Source organism: Treponema maltophilum ATCC 51939 (assembly GCF_000413055.1).
GTDB classification, from domain to species: domain Bacteria; phylum Spirochaetota; class Spirochaetia; order Treponematales; family Treponemataceae; genus Treponema_C; species Treponema_C maltophilum.
In genome coordinates, this window is sequence record NZ_KE332518.1 from 728,281 (window position 1) to 748,102 (window position 19,822).

Below are 19,822 nucleotides of genomic sequence, written 5' to 3' on the forward strand. Positions count from 1 at the left end.
AGACACGCCAGCGCACTGCGTTTATACTGTGTAAACAATAATTGCAAAGGTGTGAAATGTATGAGAAAACATTATTTGGATAACATCAGATGGATGACGGTGTGTGCGGTCGTTCTGTATCACGTGATTTTTATTTACAACGCGGTTATGCCGCCGTATACCCTTATCGGCGCATTTTCCGAAACGCAGGTGCAGGACGCTTTGTTGTATATTTTGTATCCGTGGTTTATGATTTTGCTTTTTATCGTTGCCGGAATAAGTTCACGCTGCTACCTTGAAACGCATTCGATCCGCGATTTTGTGCGCACGAGGACGAGGAAGCTGCTTGTGCCGTCGACGATAGGCGTGCTCCTTTTCGGCTGGCTTCAGGGCCGGCTGAATATGACCCTTGCAGGCGGCTTTGACGGGATTCCGGATACGATGCCGCGCGTCGCCGTATTCGCGATTACGGTCGCATCGGGAACGGGCGTTTTGTGGTTTATACAAATGCTGTGGCTTTTTTCGATGCTGCTTGCGCTCGTGAGAAAATTCGAAAAAGGCGGATTGTACGCATTATGCGGCAAAGCGAATGTTTTCGTACTTTTGCTTTTGGGGGTTCCGCTGTATTTTTCGGGGCTTATTTTAAACACGCCCGTCGTTACGGTGTACCGCTTCGGCATCTACGCTTTTGCCTTCTTTTTGGGCTATTTTGTATTTTCGCATGAAAATCTTATCGACCGGCTCGCTAAAATCGATATCGTACTCGGTATTGCGGCGCTGTTGTCGGGAGCGCTGTATCTGTATCTGCACTTCGGTGATAAGTATGCCGTCATGCCGACAGTCAATTCCGTTTCGGCGGTCGCGTACGCATGGCTTGCTTCGCTTGCGCTTTTGGCTCTGATGAAGCGCCGTTATGACCGCGAGTCCGCCTTTACGCGCTTTATGACAAAACGGAGCTTCGGCTTATATGTGTTCCATTATTTTCCGTTGACGCTTACGGCGTGGCTCCTTGCACGGTACGCAAAACTTCCGGCGGTGCCGGCATACGCGATTGCGGCTTTCGCTTCTTTTTTCGGCGCTTTTTTGCTTTATGAAGCGGTTGTGCGTATTCCTTTTGTGCGGTGGTGCCTGCTCGGCATAAAAAAGAGGAAATATGCTTAAAGACAATATCGTTCAGCTGCGGAAATTGCGGAACTTTACGCAGGAAGCCCTCGCCGAAAAGGTCGGCGTAACGCGCCAAGCGCTCGCAAAATGGGAAGCAGGCGATACGCTTCCCGATTTGGAAAAAAGCAAACTGCTTGCCGAAGCGCTGGACGTATCGCTCGACGATCTTGCAAACCACGAAGCGAAATCGAATTTCGGGCTTACCGTTCCGCCGAAAGGAAAGCATCTTTTCGGAACCGTTACCGTCGGCGATAAGGGGCAGATTGTGATTCCTGCAAAAGCGCGCAAAGTGTTCGGCATAAAAGCGGGCGACGCCCTGGTGGTTTTGGGCGATGAAGACAAGGGCCTCGCTCTTTTAAAAGCCGACGATTTTTTGGCTATGGCGGACATGATCCGCCTCGCGTCCGTCACGGGAAAATAAAAAGCCGCCCGGAATTTTCCGCCTGAGCGGGTTTCGGGCAGCTTTTGCGTAATCACAGTCGGCGGAATCGTCAGCTTTTTTTTATTTCTTCTGCAAGAGCGGCGCCGCGCTCTTTTAAGTCCGCAAGATTTTGCCCGCTCGGCATGCCCTGCCATTCGAAGCTTTCAAGCTGCGTCCATTTAAGAGCTGCGGTGAGCTGTTCGTATTCTTTTTGAGCGCCGCCCGACCAACCCCAGCTTCCGATGCGCAAAACCGTTTTATCGTACAAATGTTTGCGCGAAAAAACGTCCAGCACCCATGCGGCCGGCGGGAACATTTTGTATTCGTATGTGGGGAAGGCGAGTACAAGGCCCTTGCAGCGGAGCGCTTCGCCGATTATGTACGACATCGGTGTGTCCGGAATTTTCATAAAGGTGTAGGGAACGCCCGCTTTTTCTATGCCTTCCGTAACCGCTTTGCAGCCTTTTTCCGTGTGGCCGTACATTGAACCGCAAATGACGCATATCCGCTTTTCCTGTTCGCCGCCGGTATTGTAGCCGGCATAGCGCGCAAAACGCTCGACGATTGTTTTCGGATTTTTGTGCCACACCATTCCGTGCGAAGGCGCTATCGTGCGAATGTCCAAGCCTTTCAGTTTGGCAAGCGCGTTTTTTACCGGTACGCCGAAGGATGCGACGACCGTCGCGTAATAGCGCCGGCATTCTTCTTCAAAGACCCGGTGCTCTTCTTCCGTAAATTCGTCGTCGAACATGCGGTTGTCGCTCATGGCGCCGTACGAGCCGAACGCGTCGCAGGAAAACAGCGTTTTGGAATTCGGCTCGTAGCTCATCATTGTTTCCGGCCAGTGGACGTTCGGCGTTTCATAAAAATTGAGCGTCAGTTCGGCTTCGGCGTTGCGGCCCTTGCCCAGCGAAAGGCTGTCGCCCGTTTTTACGGTTTTAATGCGCTGCAAATCGGGTTCGGGCAATTTAATAAAGTTTTTTAAAAAAGCCGCGGTTTTTTCGGTACAGTAAATATGCAGCTTTTTGTTGCGCTTCATTAAATCGGCGACCGAAGCGGTATGATCGCTTTCGGCGTGATGCATAATTAAAACGTCGATGTCTTCAACGGAAAGTCCGTGCAGCTTCAAACGTTCTTCGATTTGTTCGTCGGCATGTTCCCATTCGCCGTACAAATCGACCAGTGCGGTTTTTTCACCGGTGAGAAGATAGCAGTTGACGGACACGCCGCGCTTTATGTCCCAAAATCCTTCAAAGTACGGGTCTTTGAGGATGTCGGCATGGAGGACGCCTATATCGGGCGTAATATATATTCTGTTCATAACTCGACTATAGCCGTTTTTACTCTATTATGCAATATTGCGTTCGCCGGATTAAACTTTGAGCGCTTTGTATTCTTTTATGAGCAAGACGAGGGCGAAGGCCAAAATGACGATATCGTTTAAGGGAAGCGCCGCCCACACGCCGGCAACGTTGCCGCCCAGCAATACGGGAACTAAAAGCACTAAAGGAACGACGAGTGCAAGCTGTCGGAATACGACGAGTAAGCCCGCCTGCTTTGCTTTTCCCAGCGATTGCAAATACGTGAGCGTCATAATAAGAAGACCGTAGGTGGGAAAAACGGCGAACATAAGACGAAAGTTCGTTATTCCTTTGGCGACGATATCGGCTTGCGTAATGAATGCCGATAAAATTCCGCTCGGAAAGCATTCTATAACGAGCCAAAATACAAGCGACAAACACGTGGAACCCGCGATAAAAACGTTTGTCAGTTTTTTTACGCGCGCATACTTTTTTGCTCCGTAATTCGTTCCGACGGCGGGCTGCAACCCTTGGCTCATTCCCCACACGGGCACAAAGGCAAGCTGCATAACGCGCAAAGCGGCTCCCATTAAAGCGATTTGATCGGCGCCGCCGTATTTAACCGCCGTATTGTATACGACCGTCATTTGAATAAGCATCATCACTTGCATGAGCATGGCGCTTACACCGACGGCAAAAGTTTCTCCGGTAAGTTTTTTGGACAACTTTAATCCGTGAAATTTAACGACGGGACTTTTGCGCAAAAAATACCACAGAGTAACGGCGGCTTGCAGCAACTGCGATACAACCGTCGCGATGGCAACCGCTTGCGGTCCGAAGCCGGGCAGCAATAGGATAAAAACGGGATCGAGTATCATGTTCAAAACGGCGCCGCCCGCCATAATGCCCATAGCGATTCCCATACGTCCTTCCGCGCGCAGCACCATATTGGCGCCCTGCATAAAATTGACGAACACGGAACCGATATACACCGTGCGCAAATATGAAACGCCCATATCGAGGACGGCGCCTTGCGCTCCCGATAAACGCAAAAATACGGGGGCAAGCGGAATACCGATTGCCATAACGCAGGCGGACATCAAAAGTACTAAAACGCTTAAATTGCCCATAATTTTATCGACCGTTTCCCAATCCTTTGCGCCGATTGCGCGCGAAAGAATCGAACCCGATCCGATACCGAGCAACACCGCGATGCCGTTGTTAATCAGTACAAAAGGAGAAGCCGCCGAAACGGCGCTCATCGCATCCGTACTGACCATTTGACCGACGTAAATCGAATCGACAAAGGCATATAAGCCGACGACAAATTGTCCCAAAATTGCCGGAAGGCTTAACTTAATCATTAAGCTCCACGGATTTTTGTTTAATAATTCTTCCCTGACTTCGCTCATACAATACCTCTTCTATTAAAAATTACACAATATGAAAAAAGCCCAAACAAATCGCCGCGTAAAGCTGCACGGCACAGGCGGCGGAAAATATGACTGCCGGACAAAAACGTTTTTTATAAAACAGGTACGCGCAGCTGCACACCGTGCACAACGCGCATGCGGCATTTATTGCAACTATGAGATTCATCTGAACCGAATCTATCGTATAGATTGCAAACCAATTGCGCATTCCCGCAATTATGCTCACATCCGCAATTAAACCGCAGGCGGCACACAGGACCTTTGGCAGCCGGTCGGAGCCGGCATGTATAGCAGGTGCGGATTTAATCGCCCGCCGCGCACGAATACCGGAGACCGCAAAAAAGATTCCCGATGCAAGCCAAAACACAAACGCAAGTGCAAAGGCTGCCGCACAGGACAGCAAAAAGCCGGTGCTATATCTTCCTTTGGCCGGAACATAATCGTGCGCAAGAAAAAAAGTCATGGAAATGACGTTTTCGCTTTCGGTTTTAAAAGCAAGGTACTGTTCTTCCGGCAGCGCTTCTTCGCAATAAAAGCGGTTGTTTCCGATTGGCCGATACGTGAGGCTTTTACCGTCGCTTCTTTTTTTCAGTACAATACCGGTACCGTCCGTATTTTGTTGTATGGAAATCATTTGCATATAACCGTTCAGTTTTCCCGCGTGAGTCCATACGGAGCGCGCCGGAAAATATTCGCCCGAAAATCGTGCAAAGTTCGTCGTATCGGTACCGCCGGCGGCATTTGTGCTGGCACTTCCGTTTGCATTCGCGCTTGTCTCCTTGCCGGCTTGCGCCTCGTTTTGAACAAGTTCATTCATAAGACTGCGGCAAAAATCGGATTCCATAACGTTCGTTGCAATGAGGATTGCGCGCTCCCGTTCCGGCTGAACCCACAGCTGGGTTTGAAAACCGTAGGTTCCGCCCTCGTGTCCGAATATGCCGTTGTTTTTCGTATACTCCCAAAAGCCGTGCGCAAGCCCCGAAGCGGCTCCGAAAGAACGGTAGGTTTCGCAGAACAACTTGTCTTTCGTTGCCGGATCCGAAAACAAAAGGGACGCCGTACCGCTTTTTTTTGCCAATTCGGCTGCGTATTTTATGAGCGCGTTCGGCGTTCCATTTAAAGAGCCGGCAGGGTACAGCCGCAAGCGCATAAACTCTTCTTTGCGGAATCCCTTTTTCGAATGCGAGTACCCGTTTATTTTTCTTTTGAGCGTTTCGGCTGTCCACTGCGGTTTCAGCTCCGCGTCTTGTATGCCGAGCGGCGCAAAAATGTGTTTTGCAACGTATTCGTCAAAACTTTGTCCGCTTACCCGTTCTACGATAAAACCCGCAAGCGCCGCTCCCCAGTTGGAGTACGCCGACACGCTTCCCGGTTCAAACACTTGCGCCGGCTGCCGGGCGGACAATACATCGATAAGCGGTTTTACCGGTTGTTCGTTCAAATAACGAAAATCGATTAAATATTCTTCAAAACCTGCCGTATGGTTCATCAGATCGAGCATGGTAATGGGCGCATCGTATCGCAAATTGCGCAAAAAGTTCTCGGGAAGATAGCGCCGTATGTCCGCGTTAAGATCGAGCAAGCCCTTTTCTTCAAGCTGGAGCGCGCTTACCCACACGAGTGTTTTAGTGACGGAACCCCATTCAAAAAAATCGGTATCGGGTCGTATGCGCTGTTGTGTGTCGAGGTTTGCGTACCCGTAGCATTTAGAAAAAACGACGGTACCGTGTTCGGTAATGATAACGCATGCTCCCGGAATATTTTTTCCTACATAGGAGGCAGCTACGCCGTCGACGATGTTTTCGTATCCGTTTTGCAGCGGTTGTACGTCTTGCGCGTTTTGTGCTGCGGCGGCGTACAATGACGCTGCAGTACAAAAGTCGGCACAGAGGCAAAGAAAAAGCACCGCCGCACGGCACAGCAGCCGGCAGAAAGCATCACTAAACGACCGTACTGTTTTATACATGGTTTTCCGCCCTGTTGTGCGTGTTTTTGCCGCGGTTATTTTCGCCGGGTGCATTCTCGGCGCGCTCGTTGTAAAAGGTAAAATCGCAGATATCGTCGCCGTTGCCGATGGTACGTGTGCGCGCCCAGCGTATCGTCGGAATGTTGCCGTATACGACATCGTCACTTTCGCAAAAAATCGATGTCAATTCGCTTACCTTATGTTGTGCAAAAATATCGGCATAAAAGCAGCGGCTGCAATCCCATTTGAGTGCACGGCGGTCGTTTTGTTTCCACTTAAAATCCCAGCCGCTCGGCCCGAAAGTCGTTTTTAACGACAACGGTGTCATCAATCGCATCAGCGAAAAACCGAAGGGCAATGTACCGATTTTTTGAAACGCCTTTTTTTGTTTTTCCGAATCCGACAGTACGGAAGCGCGCACGGCTTCAAATGCTTGTTTTTTTGTTTTTCCGGTCGCAATAAGCGTTTTGTATGCTGCGACCGCCGGAAGTATCGATTTTTTTAAGTGGCTTGCAAGCATTCCGTTTGAAAAAGATTGTTCATTTAAAAGGCGTTTGTATTCGCCTTCCATGCGCAGTACAAGTTCCCCATCTTTGCACACCGCGCCGGGCGACAGCGTATCGAGCAGGGTTTTCATTTGAGTGCCGTACAGCAATAATTTTCGTTTTTGCATGTTCGTGTTTTTCTTCCGCTCCTTGTTTTATTGTTTGATATAGCATTGGTATATATCAGTGATATATGAAACGGAAAATTTTGTCAAGACCGAACGTTCGGAACGAACGCTCGGAATACTCAACCGCATCCATTGCAACGAGAACGCGGCACGAAGTTCCCCGCGCAAACATGCGGTCAATCAGTGTGCTTCGCCCTTATCAAAAATCGTTAAATCCGCGTTTATTGTATGTGCACAATTCGTCATTGTTTTCAAAGAAGTCATATCGTCTTCTTTATGTCATCTTTAGTATGCCGTCCCAGCCGCAGTTAAAAAAAACGGCGAGCTCTTTAATATACTCAAACGCTTTTTTGCGGCTCATATCGTGAGCGACCGTTTCGAACACGGCGGTAAAATACGCGCTTGTAATCATGTGGTGTAATTCGCGGCTTACCGTGCCGTCAAGTTTTCCCAGCTTACGCAAAACGCGGTAATATTTCTCGGCAACGGATACTTCCTGTTCCACTAAATCGTGAATATAATGCTCGTACTCGGTTCCCGCGGAACGGCACACAATCAGTTTAAAAGCGTCGAAATTATCGTAAATATAATCTATAAACGTTTGGAGATATTCGGTAGACAGCTTTCTGCTGAACCGGGTTTCGCCTTTTTCAATTAAATCGAAGTGAGCTTTTTGTGCGTTTTTAAATTGCACCGCCAAACCGTCGGCAGCTTTGCAAACAAGCGCGGTAAACAGCGCTTTTTTATCGGGATAATAACCGTAAAAGGCGCCTTGGGTGAAACCCGCCTCTTTTACGATCCCGCGCAATGACGCATCTTTAAAACCTTTTGCGAGGAATTCCCGTTTTCCTATTTCCAGAATTTTTTTTTGCGTTTCCGACAGTTCGTTCATCGGCTTTTTCCTCTCGGTATAATAAACGTATATATCAGCGATATATTTCGACCGTATAGTATAGATTCGGAAAGAGAATGTCAACTCGATTTGTTGCACACGTTATCTTGACGTATGACGGTTTCTTTTATAAAATTAAACGAAAAGCTTAAATAAAATCAATTTACGAGGTGCGAAGATGAAGATGTTAAAAAAAGGTTTTATACTGACGGTAATTTTTATGTTGGCGCTGACTTCCTGCGCAAAAAAAGAAGGGCAGGGCGCGGGAGATAATTCATCCGGCGATTCGTCGGCTGCGAAAACATCCGCCCTTTCTTCGCGGAACGCTTCGAAAGGCGCTTCAACCGGCGTTATATATGCGAACGGGACGGGGCTTTATATCGAAACCGACGACGGCAAAATGAAGTGGACGGCCGAAGCCGCGCTCGGCGATATCGCCGTGTATTTGGGCGAAAAAAAAGATGCCGTCAGAACCGACGGCCAAAAGCGCACTTTCTTTCATATTCAATTGAACGACAAAGATTATTGGGTGCAGGACTATTCCTTTGAACCGGATACGGTACCCGCTTTTATTTCGGCCGCGGACACCGTTTTGTATAAATCGGAATCGCTTGCGGCGATGACCGACGAAATCGTTCCGCAGTATTTAATCGTTGCGGTCTATAAAAAAAGTCTTGGAAACGCAAACAACCGTTTTTTTGAAATCGCGGCGTACAGTTCCGAATTCGTTAAGACGTGGTCGGTTAAAGAAAAATTCGTAAAGCGCGAAAACGTTGAAACGGATAAAACGAGCGTCGATGCGATGATTCTTGCGCAGGTCGCGATGGAATCGAAGAACGATACGATCCGTGCCGAGCTTTTTCAAAACGCAATCGAAATGGGATCTTCATACAGCGACGTTATCGCCGATCTGCAATCTCTTGCCGAAATCATGATTAAAGAAGAAAACTTTCTTAAAAATATTTCCGTGGAAAAAATCAATGAAAAAGTTACCGTCACCGAGGACATAGACCTTTTGAGCATTCCCGATGAAGACAACGCGCGTATCGTGAGTATGCTCAAAGCCGATTCGTCCGCCGTTGCCACGCGAAAATATGTCGAGCAAAACGGTTTCGGTTCGGAACGGGAATGGCTGTATATCCAAAGCAAGCAAAAAAAAGGCTGGATTCAGGCGGACTTTATTAAGCGGAACGATTAAATCGTCTCCGGTGCGGACGATGTATAATGCATGAAGGCCGCATTATGTACGACGTAAGCGGAGAAGAAAAAAAGAATATCCAAGTTGCCGATCTTCTTAAAAAATTCGAAAACTCCGACGGCACGCTTAACGACCGCATGCTGCCGGGGTGAGGCCGAGTAAGGAGATACTATGAAAAAAACGGTATTATGCATTTTGCTATTATTGACTTTTGTGCAATTCATATTTGCCTTGCCTAATTACAATAACGGAAACGGCACTGTTTTATCGGAAAAAACGGAAAACGGAATAAAAATTACCGTGCGAAAATGTGAACTTGAAGTCGTTATCGGTAATCTATTGGATGAAAAATACAGAGATGTATATACCGCTTGTGACAAGAAAAATAAAATAGGAAAGCTGCACGATAACGATAAAGTCAAGGTTTTGCGTATGTGCAGAAAAGACTATTTGAATGAGCCGAAAAATGAAGACGGAGATATGAAAGGCGAACTATGGTATAATATAAAATCCGATACCATGGAAGGGTGGATATGTATTTATTCGGGTTATATCGCCTTCTTTCGCGATCCTTATTTCGATAACCGCTATGAAATCCTTGAGGTTATAGAAAGTGCCGGTAAAAAATGGACGGTACGATCGATAAAACAGTCATTATCGGTATGGGAAAACTTGAATATCCGCGCCAAGCCGGGAATAAACGGAACGAATGTCGTGTATACGATACGGCCCGGTACAACCGATCCTCGGCAAACCAATGTGGAAGTCATTGCTATAACCGAAGAACGGGACACAATCGACGGCAAAAACAATTATTGGCTAAAAATAAACTATAAGGATTTTACCGGCTGGATTTTCGGCGGTTATGCTTCGGCAGAACGCGGCGGCCTCAAATACTATATTCCGGAAGATATGGTTCATTTTGATTTAGGCTGGTATTGATTTTAATCGAATGTACAATTCCTAAAACGTTGACAAGATACCTTGTGTGTATTACTATGTGTATAGAGAGGTGTGTTATGCGAACAAATATTGTATTGAATGATGCTTTGGTTGAAGAAGCTTTTAAATATTCCGTTGATATTCGTACAAAAAAGGAACTGGTTGAAACGGCCTTAAAAGAATATGTTCAAAACAGAAAAATAAAAGATTTGCGGGAACTGAAGGGAAAAATTGTTTTTTTCGAAAATTATGATTATAAAAAAATGCGGCTGAAAAAATGATTTTAGTCGATACTTCCGTTCTGATAAGTTATCTGAAAAATCAAAAAAATAAACCTAATGAGCAATTTGACTATATTTTGGACAGACAAATCCCCTACGGCATCAATGTGTTTATCTATCAGGAAGTTTTACAGGGGGCGAGGAATCGTGCCGAATACGATTTACTTAAAGAATATTTTGAAACAATCCCTTTCTATTATTTAAAATACGGTAAAGACTCCTATGAGCAGGCTGCCCTTATGAATATCAAATGCAGGGAAAAGGGAATAACCGTCAGAAGTACGATAGATTTATTGATAGCGCAAACGGCGATAGAAAATGATTTATACTTGTTACACAACGACAAAGATTTTATATCCATGTCAAAAATAATAAAAGAACTGAAATTATACAATTAATAAAACCGCTTTTATGATATCCAAGCTGAAAAACGGGTGGTTTATGTTGCAGCAGGGAGCGAAAAATGAAAAAGATCTTTATTCATTCCGTCGCTCGAATAACGGATGCTATGGTGCCGATTCAAATCCGAATTGGGTTGAAAACAATAATAATATCTCTTCGGAAAGTGTTTCAAAAAATTTACTTATAAAAACAAAAAATCCTTCTACAAAGGAGATTCAATTTTGGTTGTGTGATAAAATCGGAAATAATCTCAAAAGCATTTATAAATATACTGAAAAGGATTTTGTCAGATTTTATGTTGATGCAAAATTTCAAAAAATCATATTCATAAAATCAGTCGAAAACGGAAATGCCGTGACTGAAATTGATTATTAGGGAAATTTAATGATATGAGTTCGGTATACTTTTGGGCAAAAAAATGTCCGGAATCGTTTGAGTCCGGGCGTACGTTTTTGAGCTGAGCCTTTTTTATATTTTTTTGATTTAATATGTACGCCGTTTATTACTTGTTTTTTTTCCCGTTCTGTGTTAGCCTGTAATAGGAGGTGTTATGGCAGTCGGTGATGCACAGTTTCAACTTGTAACATTCCAATTAGGCGAAGAACTCTACGGTGTAAACATTATGGACGTAAAAGAGATTGTAAAAATTCAAAGCGTCCGTCCTATTCCGCACGCTCCGCATTATGTTGAAGGAATTTTTAATTTGCGCGGAGAGATTATACCGGTAATCAATCTGCATAAGCGCTTTCGCCTGGAAAAACCCGCGGAAGAAGACTACGACGCCGAAATGGGCGGTTTGGTTATTCTGAACCTTGACGGAATAAAAATCAGCATTATTATAGACAGAATTTCGCGCGTGGTGATGATTAATGCTGCGGATATAAAGCCTCCGCCTCAAATGCTTACCGGTATCGGATCGGAATACATACACGGGGTAGTGCAGCAGCAAAATGGTTATTTGATTGTGCTCAACATTCGCAAACTGTTTGACCCCAAAGAGCTGCAAAAACTTATCAGCGCGCAAAACTGATGGCTATAGAAACTTTCAGCCCGACAATCCGTAGAAGGGAGATGGACGCCGTTTTAACCTGCATGGTTGAAGAAAAATTGGGGCCGGGCGAGCTTAATGCGCGCCTTATTCAGCAGGTAAAAGAAAGCTTCGGCGTAAGCGGTGCATTTGCGGTACGAAGCCCGGCGATCGCTTTAAAATACGCGCTGCGCGCGCTTGCGCTTGAAAACGGCGCTTCGGTTATGATTTCCGCTCTTGCGCCCGCATGGCAGTATTCGGCGGTAACGGAAGCGGGTTTTAACTGCATTATTTTGGACGTATCGGCCGGCACCGGACTCGTAACCGCCGAAATCGTTGAAAAGGGCATGCGCGAAGGCGGCCGTGTTCTTGTTTTGCACGAAACGCTGGGGCAGTTGCCGGATTTTCAGAGTTTGCTTGAATTGAATGTGCCGATTATTGAAGACATATCGCAAAGTGCGGGAGGAACCGAAGGCGGCAAAAAGGCGGGGACTTTCGGCATTTTTTCGATACTCGGCCTTGAAGAACGCGATATGCTTACCGCAGGCGGCGGGGCCGTGCTTATGGCGATGCAAAGCCGAAACTGGGCGGTTTTGCATAAGATGGCCGAAGCATCTCCTTCGACCGATCTTTTGCCGGACATAAATGCCGCTTTGGCCTACGTTCAGCTGAAAGAATCGGGGCGCAACGAACAGATCCGCAAAGAAATGTACGAAATGTATGTGCGCGCCCTTATGCAGGGACGTCACAAAACATTTTCGGCAGCGGCCGAAGACGCGGTGTGCGCCGTGTATTCTTTTCCCGTGGTGCTTTCCGGCTCTTTTAAAGACGTTAAACAATATGCGCAAAAAAAAGATATAACGATACAGCCGGCGTACGAAAACGCGGTTGTGTCGGTTTTTAACAATCTGTGCGGCAGTTGCCGGGAGGCCGATTCGCTTTATTTGCGCTGTGCGCTTTTTCCGTTGTATCCGAGGCTCGGTTCGGCAAAGGCGCAAAAGATTGCAAAAGTGTTGGCGACGCTGCCCTAGTGCCGCAGGAGCGCACATAACGGGTATTGTATGACGTGCATAGTGGTTGTAAATACATATAACAAAGCCGCCGAAAACCTGTATGCGGGTATAGCCGAGTTTTTAACGGAAGAGGGGCATACGGTTGTGCGCTCCGATTTTTCGGGTGCCGACGTTCCCTTTCCGGCGGATACGTACGACTGCGCCGTAACCTTGGGCGGCGACGGCACCGTGCTGTACGCCGCGCGCCGCTGTGCCGCAAGCGGGAAGCCCGTCGTTCCGATCAATTTGGGGCAATTCGGCTTTATCGCGGGCATTCAGCCGGAGCATTGGCGCTCCGCCTTAAACGATTTTTTTGCCGGGCGCATGAGTTTTGCAAAGCGCTCTCTTGTCCGGGCAGACATTGTGCGCGGCGGAAAAACGGTGTATTCGGGCTGTGCCTTAAACGATGCGGTTTTGTCCGCGTCGCAGGCGTCTAAAACGGTTGAAGTCGATATCCGCACGGAGTACGCCGCTTTCGGCAAATTCAAGGCCGATGCGCTCATTGTGTCCACGTCGACCGGTTCAACCGCTTATTCGGCCGCAGCCGGCGGCCCCATCGTCGATCCGGGGCTCGATGTATTGATTTTGAATACCGTTTCGGCCTTTTCGCTTTCGAACCGGCCTTTGGTGCTTCCGGCCGACACGCAGCTTACCGTTACCGTACTGCCTCCGCGCGGCTATGATCTTATGCTCAACTGTGACGGGCAAGTGCATACGCCGATAAAAGCGGGCGACCGTATCCTTATAAAGATGGCCGAATATGCCGTGAGTCTTGCAGGCTGCGACTCGTCCGTTTTTTATGCGGCGCTCCGCTCAAAACTGAATTGGTCGGGAGGTCCCCGTGCTTGAAGATATTCACATAAACGATTTTGCGTTAATCGATAAAGTGTCTTTGGAATTCGGCTCCGGCTTTACCGTTTTAAGCGGCGAAACGGGTGCGGGAAAGTCCATCTTAATCGGCGCGATTTCTTTTTTGCTCGGCGGAAAAGGCGGCGTTGAACTTATCAGAGCCGGCGCAAGCGAAGCGCGCGTAAGCGGCACCGTTAAACTCAACGTGCGCGCAAAAGGCGTATACGCATGGCTTGGCGAGCGCGGCATTGAAGCCGAAAACGATCGGATCCTTATCCGCCGCCTCGTAAAAGACAGCGGCAAAAGCGCCGCCTGGGTGCAGGATGTTCCCGTTACGCGGCAGGAACTCGCCGAATTGACTTCGTGGCTTATAGACATTCATGGGCAGCATGAACATCAATCTTTAATGCGCACGGGCGAACACCGGCGCTTTTTGGATTCCTACGCGGGAATCGAAGCGGAAGTTGAACGCTTTACCGCCCTGTATTCAAAACTCGTGGAAAAACGCAATCTTTTAGCCGCCGCCGACGAATCGGAAAGCAAACGAGCCGAACGGATCGAACTTTTGCGTTTTGCCTGCGACGAAATAGCGTCTGCCCGTTTGCGTGAGGGCGAAGAAACCGAACTTGTTCAGGAAGAAAACCGTCTTTCACAGTACGAAAAACTGTACGGTGAAATAGAAAGTTTTTCAAATCTTTTAAACGGCGAAGGGGACACTGTGCTTTCTTCGCTTAAAAAAGCGAACGCGCACTTGGAACACGCTTCGCATTCGGATCCGTCGCTCGATACGCTTGCAAAACGCATGGAAACCGCTTTTTACGAATTGAGCGATATTGCGGGGGAAGTGCGTTCCTATGCGCAATCGCTCGTGTTCGATCCGGCCCGTTTGGAAGAAGTGCAGGAACGGCTTGCCCTGTTTTTCAAACTGAAAAAAAAGTATGCGGCCTCCGTTCAAAGTCCTTTAAGCGAAGTGATCGCTTACGCGCAAAAAGCGGCCGAACAGCTTGAAGCATTGGCCGACGCCGATACGAATAAAAAAGCCCTTGCCGACGAAGTTGCCGTTTTGGAGCGGCAGGCATATAAGGATGCGACGATTATTTCGCAAAAAAGGCGTGCGGCCGCCGATAAAATGGCTCAAGAAGTTGAAGCCGTGCTTGCCGATTTGGGCATGAAAAACAGCCGTTTTTGCGTGCATATCGAACAAAAAGAAGCCGTATCGGATGATCAAAAATGCGGCCCCTACGGAATCGACGACATTGAATTTTTAATTTCGGCCAATCCGGGCAATCCGCCCAAGCCGCTTGCAAAAATAGCTTCGGGCGGCGAATTGTCGCGCGTCATGCTTGCTTTAAAAACGGTTTTAAATCGTTCGGATATTACCGACACGCTCATTTTCGACGAAATCGATACGGGAATCGGAGGCGAAGTCGCCGTTGCGGTCGGTGCCCATTTAAAACGTTTGGCCGCCGATCGGCAAATTTTGTGCATTACGCACCTTGCCGCCATCGCCGTTTATGCCGATACTCAAATTAAGATAGAAAAGTCGGTGCAAAACGGCATTACGGCTACCCGCGTGTGCGAAGTGAGCGGCGAAAAGCGTGTTGAAGAAATCGCGCGTATGCTTTCAGGAGATGCGGTCAGTTCCGTATCGCTCGAACATGCCCGCACTTTGCTGAAGAGTTACGGGAGCTTCGGAGGATAAGATGGCGAAAATTACGGCAGAAAGCAGGGAAGCCTTCGCGGTAAAAATGCAGCCTTATAAAGATTCAATAGATAAAATATTCGAAAAAGAAAAAAATCTTCTTGCATTAATGGAAAAAGACGGTGCGGGAAGTTCGTATAAACGCATGTTGCTCGCCGAAGATATGATTTACGTTACGACGCTGTACGTGCTTATCAATAATCTTTCCGTAAAGATTTTATCGACCAGAGGTTTGGATGCTTTAAACGACGGGCGCAAAGCGCTGTATAAGGCGATTATTTATTTGGAAGAAACCGTTTCGAATTTAATCGACGCGCCCTTTTCCGACTATGAAGACCGGGTTGCGCAGATCGCGAACATTCCGCTGACTAAACGCTACGAATTGAGCCGTAAACTCGGCCTTGCCATTCGGCTGGTTGTCGATGCGTACGGCGACAATACGAAATGGCGCTGGAGTTTTATCGAACTGCAAGGCCGTCTTGCAACGGTTGCGAAAAATATGCTCGATATGAAAGCCGCGTCGAAAATCTATTTCGATCCGCGCAATCCCGATTACGATACGGCGGTCTATTATTTCAGGCTCATAAAAAAACTGTTGGGCGAAGCGGCCGACGGCTATCGCGACCGGTACGAGCTTTCGACCCGCCGTTTGGACGACATACGTTTGGGCATAAACTATCTGGTTGCGCTCAGACGAATCCAGCTTAACCTCGGTGAAAGCGAAGATGCCGAAGAAACCAAAAAGAAAGCCGTCGTCTGGAAAGCCAAAATGGACAGCGACCAAAAAAAAGGCATAAGCCGCTGAGCGGAATTTTTATACGGTGTGCTGAGTGCGCCGGGCAAAAAAAAGACGCGAACCGAAGTTCCCGTCTTTTGCTTTTTTATTCGATAGGGAGCGGCTTTATACTTATCGTTTTTGCCGCTTTGTCATAATCGATGGTAAAGAAAAGCGGAATTTTATCCGCATCCGCGGGGTTCGAGGGGTCGGCAGCCCAATCAGGCGGGACATCAGAAGGATTTGTTTGAATTGCAAATGCTGTTATGTATTGACCGGAAGCATCGGCGGCATACTCCCATACTCCATTCTTTTTTACTTTTATCTTATATTTTTTTTGATTTTCGAGTTCAAATATATAATCGGTATCATATAAAGTTATTATTCTCGGAATGTTATTCAGATTAAGCTCTCCGGGATATTTCCCGTCGTTTTTTACTTTATATTTCAATTTTACATCTTTGCTTAGTCCATTCTTTACCGTAACTTTTATTTTTTCATCCTCGGTTAAATTCCGTATTGTCCACGTAGTAGGATCGATATTGTCTTTGAGGCCGTCGATTTTCCAATCGTAGCCTTTTTCGGGATCGGCCGTGCAAAAGGGGACGCCTTTTAATTCAAGAGCTGTGCCGGGGGCGTGAGATATTACTGCATTCGGCTGATATACGACGCTGTTGTATAGTGCTCTTATCGTAATAGTAACGTCATGACTCGAAATATTTACTACCTTCAAATCCCTTTTTTCATGCGGGCTTTTATAGCTTGTTTGCGAACACGAGGCGATTATAAACAGGGCAAAAAGTACGCTCAGGTATTTTTTCATATCGCGTATAAGTATACCTGCCCGTGCTTTTTTTGTCAACGAAAGCATTCCCGCCCCGGCCGATTGCGCAGTCTGTAAAAATATAATAATATGAAAGCATGAAAACGGTTTTTATTACCGGCGTGTCCGGAACTATGGGATCCGAAGCGTTGACGCAAATTGCGCAGACGGGAAAATTCCTGTGCCGCATTCTGTTGCGCCCGAAAAAGGCGAATATGCGGTTGGCGAAAAAGCTTCAAAAGAACGCTCTTATTGAAGTGCTGTTCGGCAATATACAAAATTACGGCGATTGTCTTGCCGCCGTAAAAGGTGCCGACTATGTGCTGCATTGTGCGGCGATTATTCCGCCGGCAGCCGATCACAATCCCGACGAAACCTTCCGCACCAATTGGCTGGGAACCGAAAACCTGCTCGAGGCTGTCGCCGACAGCGGCCAAATCGGAAAGACCAAATTCGTTTATATCGGCACGGTCGCGGAGTACGGGAACAGAACGTTCAAGCATCCGTGGGGCCGCGTCGGAGATCCGCTTATGCCGAGCGCCTTCGACGTGTACGCGGCGAGCAAGCTGAAAGCCGAACGTGCGGTTATCGAATCGCCCCTGTGCTGGGTGTCGCTCCGTCAAAGCGGAATTCTGTACGACCGCGTGCTTTTAAATAACATGCACGACGGGCTTATGTTCCATACCTGTTGGAATACTCCGATCGAATGGGCGACGGCGAAAACCTCCGGCTTGCTTTTAAAAAATCTGGTTGAAAAAGATTCGGACGGAACGCTCGGCGCCGATTTTTGGAAAAAAGTCTACAATATCGGAAACGGAAAAACCGCCCGCGTTACGGGCTTTGAAACGCTCGACCGCGGTTTTAAAATGATGGGACGGAGCGGTACCGAAATTTTCAAGCCCGAATGGAATGCAATCCGTAATTTTCATTGTATGTGGTTTGCCGATTCTCACGTGCTCAACGATTATCTCGATTTTCAGCATGAAGGTTTTGAAGATTTTTTTGCACGGCTCGAAAAAAAATTGTGGTACTTTAAACTGGGAAAACCCTTCCCGCACTTGATACGGCGCTTTGCCCTTATGCCGCTTTTGCGCACGAACAACGCGCCGGCCTTTTGGGTTTCGCACAATCTTACAAAACGGGTAAAGGCTTTTTTCGGTTCGCTCGAAGCGTACCGCGCGCTCCCGCGCAGTTGGGAAAAATTCCCTGTAATGTGCAAAAATCAAAATCCGGAAACGGGCGCTTTTTTGGATTACGAAAAATTAAAGGATGAATCTTTAATCGAAAAAAACGGTTTGCTTTTAAATCACGGCTACGATGAAACGAAAAAGACCGAAGAGCTCGGCATTACAGATGCAAAACAGGCGGCAGCTTTCCGCGGCGGAAAGTGCGTGAGCGGGACGATGAAAAAGGGCGATTTGTACAGTCCCTTGCAATGGCAGTGCCATAACGGCCATCGCTTTAAGGCAAGTCCGTACTTGGTTTTAAAAACGGGACATTGGTGCCCCGACTGCTGCAGCTGTCCGCCGTGGAATTTCGGCGAGCTTGCAAAACATATTCCGTTTTATGCGCAGCTGTGGTATGACGATCACGGGAAAGACGAAACCGAATCGTATTCGGCCGAAGACGGCCGCGATATATTGGCGTATGAAAAATAGAGGATCAACGTGTGCGTATGAACGAGTTTCACATACCGGTGCAGGAATTGCAGTGGCCCGAAGCGGGGAGTACGGTTGCGGTCGGACTTTCGGGAGGTGTCGATTCGGCTTCGACGGCGCTTATGCTGAAAGAGCGGGGCTGCACCGTTGTCTGCATTACGATGTCGAGCTGGAACAACGATCTTCCGCTGCCGCCTTCAAAAAACGGTGTGCGTAATTCCTGTTACGGTGCCGACGAAAAGATAGATATGGAACAATGCGCCGAGTTTTGCAAAACATACGGCATAAAATATTACATCATCGATGTGCGCGAAGCCTATAAAGCCTACGTTATGGACTATTTTAAAAGCGAATACCGTGCGGGAAGAACGCCGAACCCCTGCGTTCATTGCAACGCTCACGTAAAGTTTGCCGCCCTCGTAAACGGAGCGCGCGCTCAGGGCGTCGATTTCGATTATTTTTGTACGGGGCACTACGCAGCTTTGGTGCGCCCGCTTATTCCCGTAGCCGATATTTACCGCGCGCTGGGTTCCGACAATTCGGCCGCACAGTCGGACGGCGCAGGAAATGTTTCCGGCAGCGCGCATTCGACAAGTGCGGAAGCGCGCGGGTATACGGAACGTCCGGTTACGGTGTCTGCGGCAAAGGATACGTTTAAAGATCAAACCTACTTTTTGCACCGCATTCCCTCCGCCGTTTTGGAGCAAACGCGCTTTCCGCTAAGCGGTTTTACGAAAAAGGCCGTGTTCGAATTTGCGCGCGAACGCGGCTTAAAGGCGGCTTTGCGCAGCGAAAGTCAGGACTTTATTTCGAGCGAATACTTCAACATTATTTTTTCCGATAAAGAATCGGTCGCCGGCGACATTGTCGATATGAACGGCGTAAAGCTCGGTGAGCATCGCGGCATAGAGCATTATACGATCGGTCAAAGGCGCGGCCTGGGTGTCAGCGCAAACAAGCCGCTGTATGTGCGCTCAATCGATTCCGCGAACAACCGCATCGTACTTGCAGACGAAAACGGACTTTTTTCGTCAGGCCTTGAAGCCGATTCGTGGGTGTGGGCGGGAAATTATGCGCCCGATGCCGAATTCGAAGCGCTGGTAAAAATCAGGCTTGCCTCTCCGGCCGCTCCCGCCCGGATTATCCCTTTGGAGGGGGGGACGTACCGCATTATGTTTGAAAAACCGCAGCGCGCCGTCGCGCCCGGTCAGTCGGCGGTCGTGTATGCCGATAAGCTCATACTCGGCGGCGGCGTTATTTCGCGTACGATAGAAGTTTAAAAGC

The 19,822-nt window shown here is 47.9% G+C and carries 21 protein-coding genes and 1 pseudogene; 15 read left to right on the forward strand and 7 right to left on the reverse strand.

What is annotated here, in order from left to right; genetic code table 11:
* Nucleotides 1-60: 60 nt before the first annotated feature.
* Together HMPREF9194_RS03305 and HMPREF9194_RS03310 are read left to right on the forward strand one after the other, a co-directional pair.
* The gene (locus HMPREF9194_RS03305; RefSeq protein ID WP_016524954.1) at nt 61-1,140 is read left to right on the forward strand and encodes an acyltransferase family protein; all 1,080 of its coding nucleotides are present in this window, start codon (nt 61-63) and stop codon (nt 1,138-1,140) included.
* Nucleotides 1,133-1,564: a helix-turn-helix domain-containing protein gene (locus HMPREF9194_RS03310; protein WP_016524955.1), complete on the forward strand. Its 432-nt coding sequence runs from the start codon at nt 1,133-1,135 to the stop codon at nt 1,562-1,564. The genes HMPREF9194_RS03305 and HMPREF9194_RS03310 overlap by 8 nt, the downstream gene beginning before the upstream one ends.
* Nucleotides 1,565-1,634: 70 nt before the next feature.
* On the opposite strand, the gene HMPREF9194_RS03315 is transcribed toward HMPREF9194_RS03310, so the two are convergent.
* From HMPREF9194_RS03315 to HMPREF9194_RS03335, 6 genes and pseudogenes are all read right to left on the reverse strand, one after another.
* Nucleotides 1,635-2,885, reverse strand: coding sequence for an FprA family A-type flavoprotein (locus HMPREF9194_RS03315; RefSeq protein WP_016524956.1), 1,251 nt, complete (start codon nt 2,883-2,885; stop codon nt 1,635-1,637).
* Nucleotides 2,886-2,936: 51 nt separating this feature from the next.
* Nucleotides 2,937-4,277, reverse strand: a complete 1,341-nt coding sequence (locus tag HMPREF9194_RS03320; RefSeq protein WP_016524957.1) for an MATE family efflux transporter — start codon at nt 4,275-4,277, stop codon at nt 2,937-2,939.
* A gap of 22 nt (nt 4,278-4,299) precedes the next feature.
* Nucleotides 4,300-6,264, reverse strand: a complete 1,965-nt coding sequence (locus HMPREF9194_RS03325; RefSeq protein WP_016524958.1) for a serine hydrolase domain-containing protein — start codon at nt 6,262-6,264, stop codon at nt 4,300-4,302.
* Complete coding sequence (locus HMPREF9194_RS03330; protein WP_016524959.1) at nt 6,257-6,937, reverse strand: L-2-amino-thiazoline-4-carboxylic acid hydrolase; 681 nt, start codon at nt 6,935-6,937, stop codon at nt 6,257-6,259. The genes HMPREF9194_RS03325 and HMPREF9194_RS03330 overlap by 8 nt, the downstream gene beginning before the upstream one ends.
* A 180-nt stretch (nt 6,938-7,117) precedes the next feature.
* Nucleotides 7,118-7,213 (reverse strand): annotated as a pseudogene (locus HMPREF9194_RS12565) (alpha/beta hydrolase); the annotation flags it as partial.
* A complete protein-coding gene (locus tag HMPREF9194_RS03335; RefSeq protein ID WP_016524960.1) occupies nt 7,212-7,829 on the reverse strand; it encodes a TetR/AcrR family transcriptional regulator in 618 nt (205 codons plus the stop codon). The gene HMPREF9194_RS03335 and the pseudogene HMPREF9194_RS12565, both read right to left, overlap by 2 nt.
* A 178-nt stretch (nt 7,830-8,007) precedes the next feature.
* On the opposite strand from HMPREF9194_RS03335, the gene HMPREF9194_RS03340 reads away from it, so the two are divergent.
* From HMPREF9194_RS03340 to HMPREF9194_RS03385, 11 genes are all read left to right on the forward strand, one after another.
* Nucleotides 8,008-9,027 (forward strand): hypothetical protein, encoded by a 1,020-nt coding sequence (locus HMPREF9194_RS03340; RefSeq protein WP_016524961.1) that lies wholly within the window; start codon nt 8,008-8,010, stop codon nt 9,025-9,027.
* Between the two features lie 26 nt (nt 9,028-9,053).
* Nucleotides 9,054-9,179 (forward strand): hypothetical protein, encoded by a 126-nt coding sequence (locus HMPREF9194_RS12535; protein ID WP_016524962.1) that lies wholly within the window; start codon nt 9,054-9,056, stop codon nt 9,177-9,179.
* A 19-nt stretch (nt 9,180-9,198) separates the two neighbouring features.
* Entirely contained in the window at nt 9,199-9,969 is a 771-nt protein-coding gene (locus tag HMPREF9194_RS03345) for an SH3 domain-containing protein (RefSeq protein ID WP_016524963.1), read from the forward strand.
* Between the two features lie 77 nt (nt 9,970-10,046).
* Nucleotides 10,047-10,250, forward strand: coding sequence for a type II toxin-antitoxin system VapB family antitoxin (locus tag HMPREF9194_RS03350; protein WP_016524964.1), 204 nt, complete (start codon nt 10,047-10,049; stop codon nt 10,248-10,250).
* Nucleotides 10,247-10,648 carry a type II toxin-antitoxin system VapC family toxin gene (gene vapC / locus HMPREF9194_RS03355; RefSeq protein WP_016524965.1) on the forward strand — a complete coding sequence of 134 codons (402 nt, stop codon included), beginning with the start codon at nt 10,247-10,249 and terminating at the stop codon, nt 10,646-10,648. The genes HMPREF9194_RS03350 and vapC overlap by 4 nt, the downstream gene beginning before the upstream one ends.
* A gap of 13 nt (nt 10,649-10,661) precedes the next feature.
* Nucleotides 10,662-11,027: a hypothetical protein gene (locus HMPREF9194_RS03360; protein ID WP_016524966.1), complete on the forward strand. Its 366-nt coding sequence runs from the start codon at nt 10,662-10,664 to the stop codon at nt 11,025-11,027.
* Between the two features lie 175 nt (nt 11,028-11,202).
* Nucleotides 11,203-11,682 (forward strand): chemotaxis protein CheW, encoded by a 480-nt coding sequence (locus HMPREF9194_RS03365; RefSeq protein ID WP_016524967.1) that lies wholly within the window; start codon nt 11,203-11,205, stop codon nt 11,680-11,682.
* Nucleotides 11,682-12,710 carry a DegT/DnrJ/EryC1/StrS family aminotransferase gene (locus tag HMPREF9194_RS03370; protein ID WP_016524968.1) on the forward strand — a complete coding sequence of 343 codons (1,029 nt, stop codon included), beginning with the start codon at nt 11,682-11,684 and terminating at the stop codon, nt 12,708-12,710. The genes HMPREF9194_RS03365 and HMPREF9194_RS03370 overlap by 1 nt, the downstream gene beginning before the upstream one ends.
* Before the next feature lie 30 nt (nt 12,711-12,740).
* Nucleotides 12,741-13,580, forward strand: a complete 840-nt coding sequence (locus HMPREF9194_RS03375) for an NAD(+)/NADH kinase (protein WP_016524969.1) — start codon at nt 12,741-12,743, stop codon at nt 13,578-13,580.
* Nucleotides 13,573-15,282: a DNA repair protein RecN gene (recN, locus tag HMPREF9194_RS03380; protein ID WP_016524970.1), complete on the forward strand. Its 1,710-nt coding sequence runs from the start codon at nt 13,573-13,575 to the stop codon at nt 15,280-15,282. Before HMPREF9194_RS03375 ends, recN begins: the two co-directional genes overlap by 8 nt.
* Nucleotide 15,283: 1 nt before the next feature.
* Nucleotides 15,284-16,087, forward strand: a complete 804-nt coding sequence (locus tag HMPREF9194_RS03385; protein WP_016524971.1) for a hypothetical protein — start codon at nt 15,284-15,286, stop codon at nt 16,085-16,087.
* Between the two features lie 76 nt (nt 16,088-16,163).
* Here HMPREF9194_RS03385 and HMPREF9194_RS03390 read toward each other — a convergent pair whose 3' ends face one another.
* The gene (locus HMPREF9194_RS03390) at nt 16,164-16,880 is read right to left on the reverse strand and encodes a hypothetical protein (RefSeq protein ID WP_156827987.1); all 717 of its coding nucleotides are present in this window, start codon (nt 16,878-16,880) and stop codon (nt 16,164-16,166) included.
* Between the two features lie 98 nt (nt 16,881-16,978).
* Between HMPREF9194_RS03390 and HMPREF9194_RS03395 the strand changes: the two genes are divergently transcribed.
* Both HMPREF9194_RS03395 and HMPREF9194_RS03400 read left to right on the forward strand, forming a co-directional pair.
* Nucleotides 16,979-18,538, forward strand: coding sequence for an NAD-dependent epimerase/dehydratase family protein (locus tag HMPREF9194_RS03395; protein WP_016524973.1), 1,560 nt, complete (start codon nt 16,979-16,981; stop codon nt 18,536-18,538).
* Between the two features lie 17 nt (nt 18,539-18,555).
* The gene (locus HMPREF9194_RS03400; protein WP_040846157.1) at nt 18,556-19,818 is read left to right on the forward strand and encodes an MnmA/TRMU family protein; all 1,263 of its coding nucleotides are present in this window, start codon (nt 18,556-18,558) and stop codon (nt 19,816-19,818) included.
* Nucleotides 19,819-19,822: the final 4 nt, after the last annotated feature.

Coding starts and splice junctions, on each gene's coding strand:
- HMPREF9194_RS03375 (WP_016524969.1), top strand. CDS start 12,741: ATGACGTGCATAGTGGTTGTAAATACATATAACAAAGCCGCCGAAAAC.
- HMPREF9194_RS03305 (WP_016524954.1), top strand. CDS start 61: ATGAGAAAACATTATTTGGATAACATCAGATGGATGACGGTGTGTGCG.
- HMPREF9194_RS03330 (WP_016524959.1), bottom strand. CDS start 6,937: ATGCAAAAACGAAAATTATTGCTGTACGGCACTCAAATGAAAACCCTG.
- vapC (WP_016524965.1), top strand. CDS start 10,247: ATGATTTTAGTCGATACTTCCGTTCTGATAAGTTATCTGAAAAATCAA.
- HMPREF9194_RS03315 (WP_016524956.1), bottom strand. CDS start 2,885: ATGAACAGAATATATATTACGCCCGATATAGGCGTCCTCCATGCCGAC.
- HMPREF9194_RS03360 (WP_016524966.1), top strand. CDS start 10,662: ATGATATCCAAGCTGAAAAACGGGTGGTTTATGTTGCAGCAGGGAGCG.
- HMPREF9194_RS03350 (WP_016524964.1), top strand. CDS start 10,047: ATGCGAACAAATATTGTATTGAATGATGCTTTGGTTGAAGAAGCTTTT.
- HMPREF9194_RS03385 (WP_016524971.1), top strand. CDS start 15,284: ATGGCGAAAATTACGGCAGAAAGCAGGGAAGCCTTCGCGGTAAAAATG.
- HMPREF9194_RS03400 (WP_040846157.1), top strand. CDS start 18,556: ATGAACGAGTTTCACATACCGGTGCAGGAATTGCAGTGGCCCGAAGCG.
- HMPREF9194_RS12535 (WP_016524962.1), top strand. CDS start 9,054: ATGCATGAAGGCCGCATTATGTACGACGTAAGCGGAGAAGAAAAAAAG.
- HMPREF9194_RS03345 (WP_016524963.1), top strand. CDS start 9,199: ATGAAAAAAACGGTATTATGCATTTTGCTATTATTGACTTTTGTGCAA.
- HMPREF9194_RS03365 (WP_016524967.1), top strand. CDS start 11,203: ATGGCAGTCGGTGATGCACAGTTTCAACTTGTAACATTCCAATTAGGC.
- HMPREF9194_RS03320 (WP_016524957.1), bottom strand. CDS start 4,277: ATGAGCGAAGTCAGGGAAGAATTATTAAACAAAAATCCGTGGAGCTTA.
- HMPREF9194_RS03395 (WP_016524973.1), top strand. CDS start 16,979: ATGAAAACGGTTTTTATTACCGGCGTGTCCGGAACTATGGGATCCGAA.
- HMPREF9194_RS03310 (WP_016524955.1), top strand. CDS start 1,133: ATGCTTAAAGACAATATCGTTCAGCTGCGGAAATTGCGGAACTTTACG.
- HMPREF9194_RS03370 (WP_016524968.1), top strand. CDS start 11,682: ATGGCTATAGAAACTTTCAGCCCGACAATCCGTAGAAGGGAGATGGAC.
- HMPREF9194_RS03335 (WP_016524960.1), bottom strand. CDS start 7,829: ATGAACGAACTGTCGGAAACGCAAAAAAAAATTCTGGAAATAGGAAAA.
- HMPREF9194_RS03390 (WP_156827987.1), bottom strand. CDS start 16,880: ATGAAAAAATACCTGAGCGTACTTTTTGCCCTGTTTATAATCGCCTCG.
- HMPREF9194_RS03340 (WP_016524961.1), top strand. CDS start 8,008: ATGAAGATGTTAAAAAAAGGTTTTATACTGACGGTAATTTTTATGTTG.
- HMPREF9194_RS03325 (WP_016524958.1), bottom strand. CDS start 6,264: ATGTATAAAACAGTACGGTCGTTTAGTGATGCTTTCTGCCGGCTGCTG.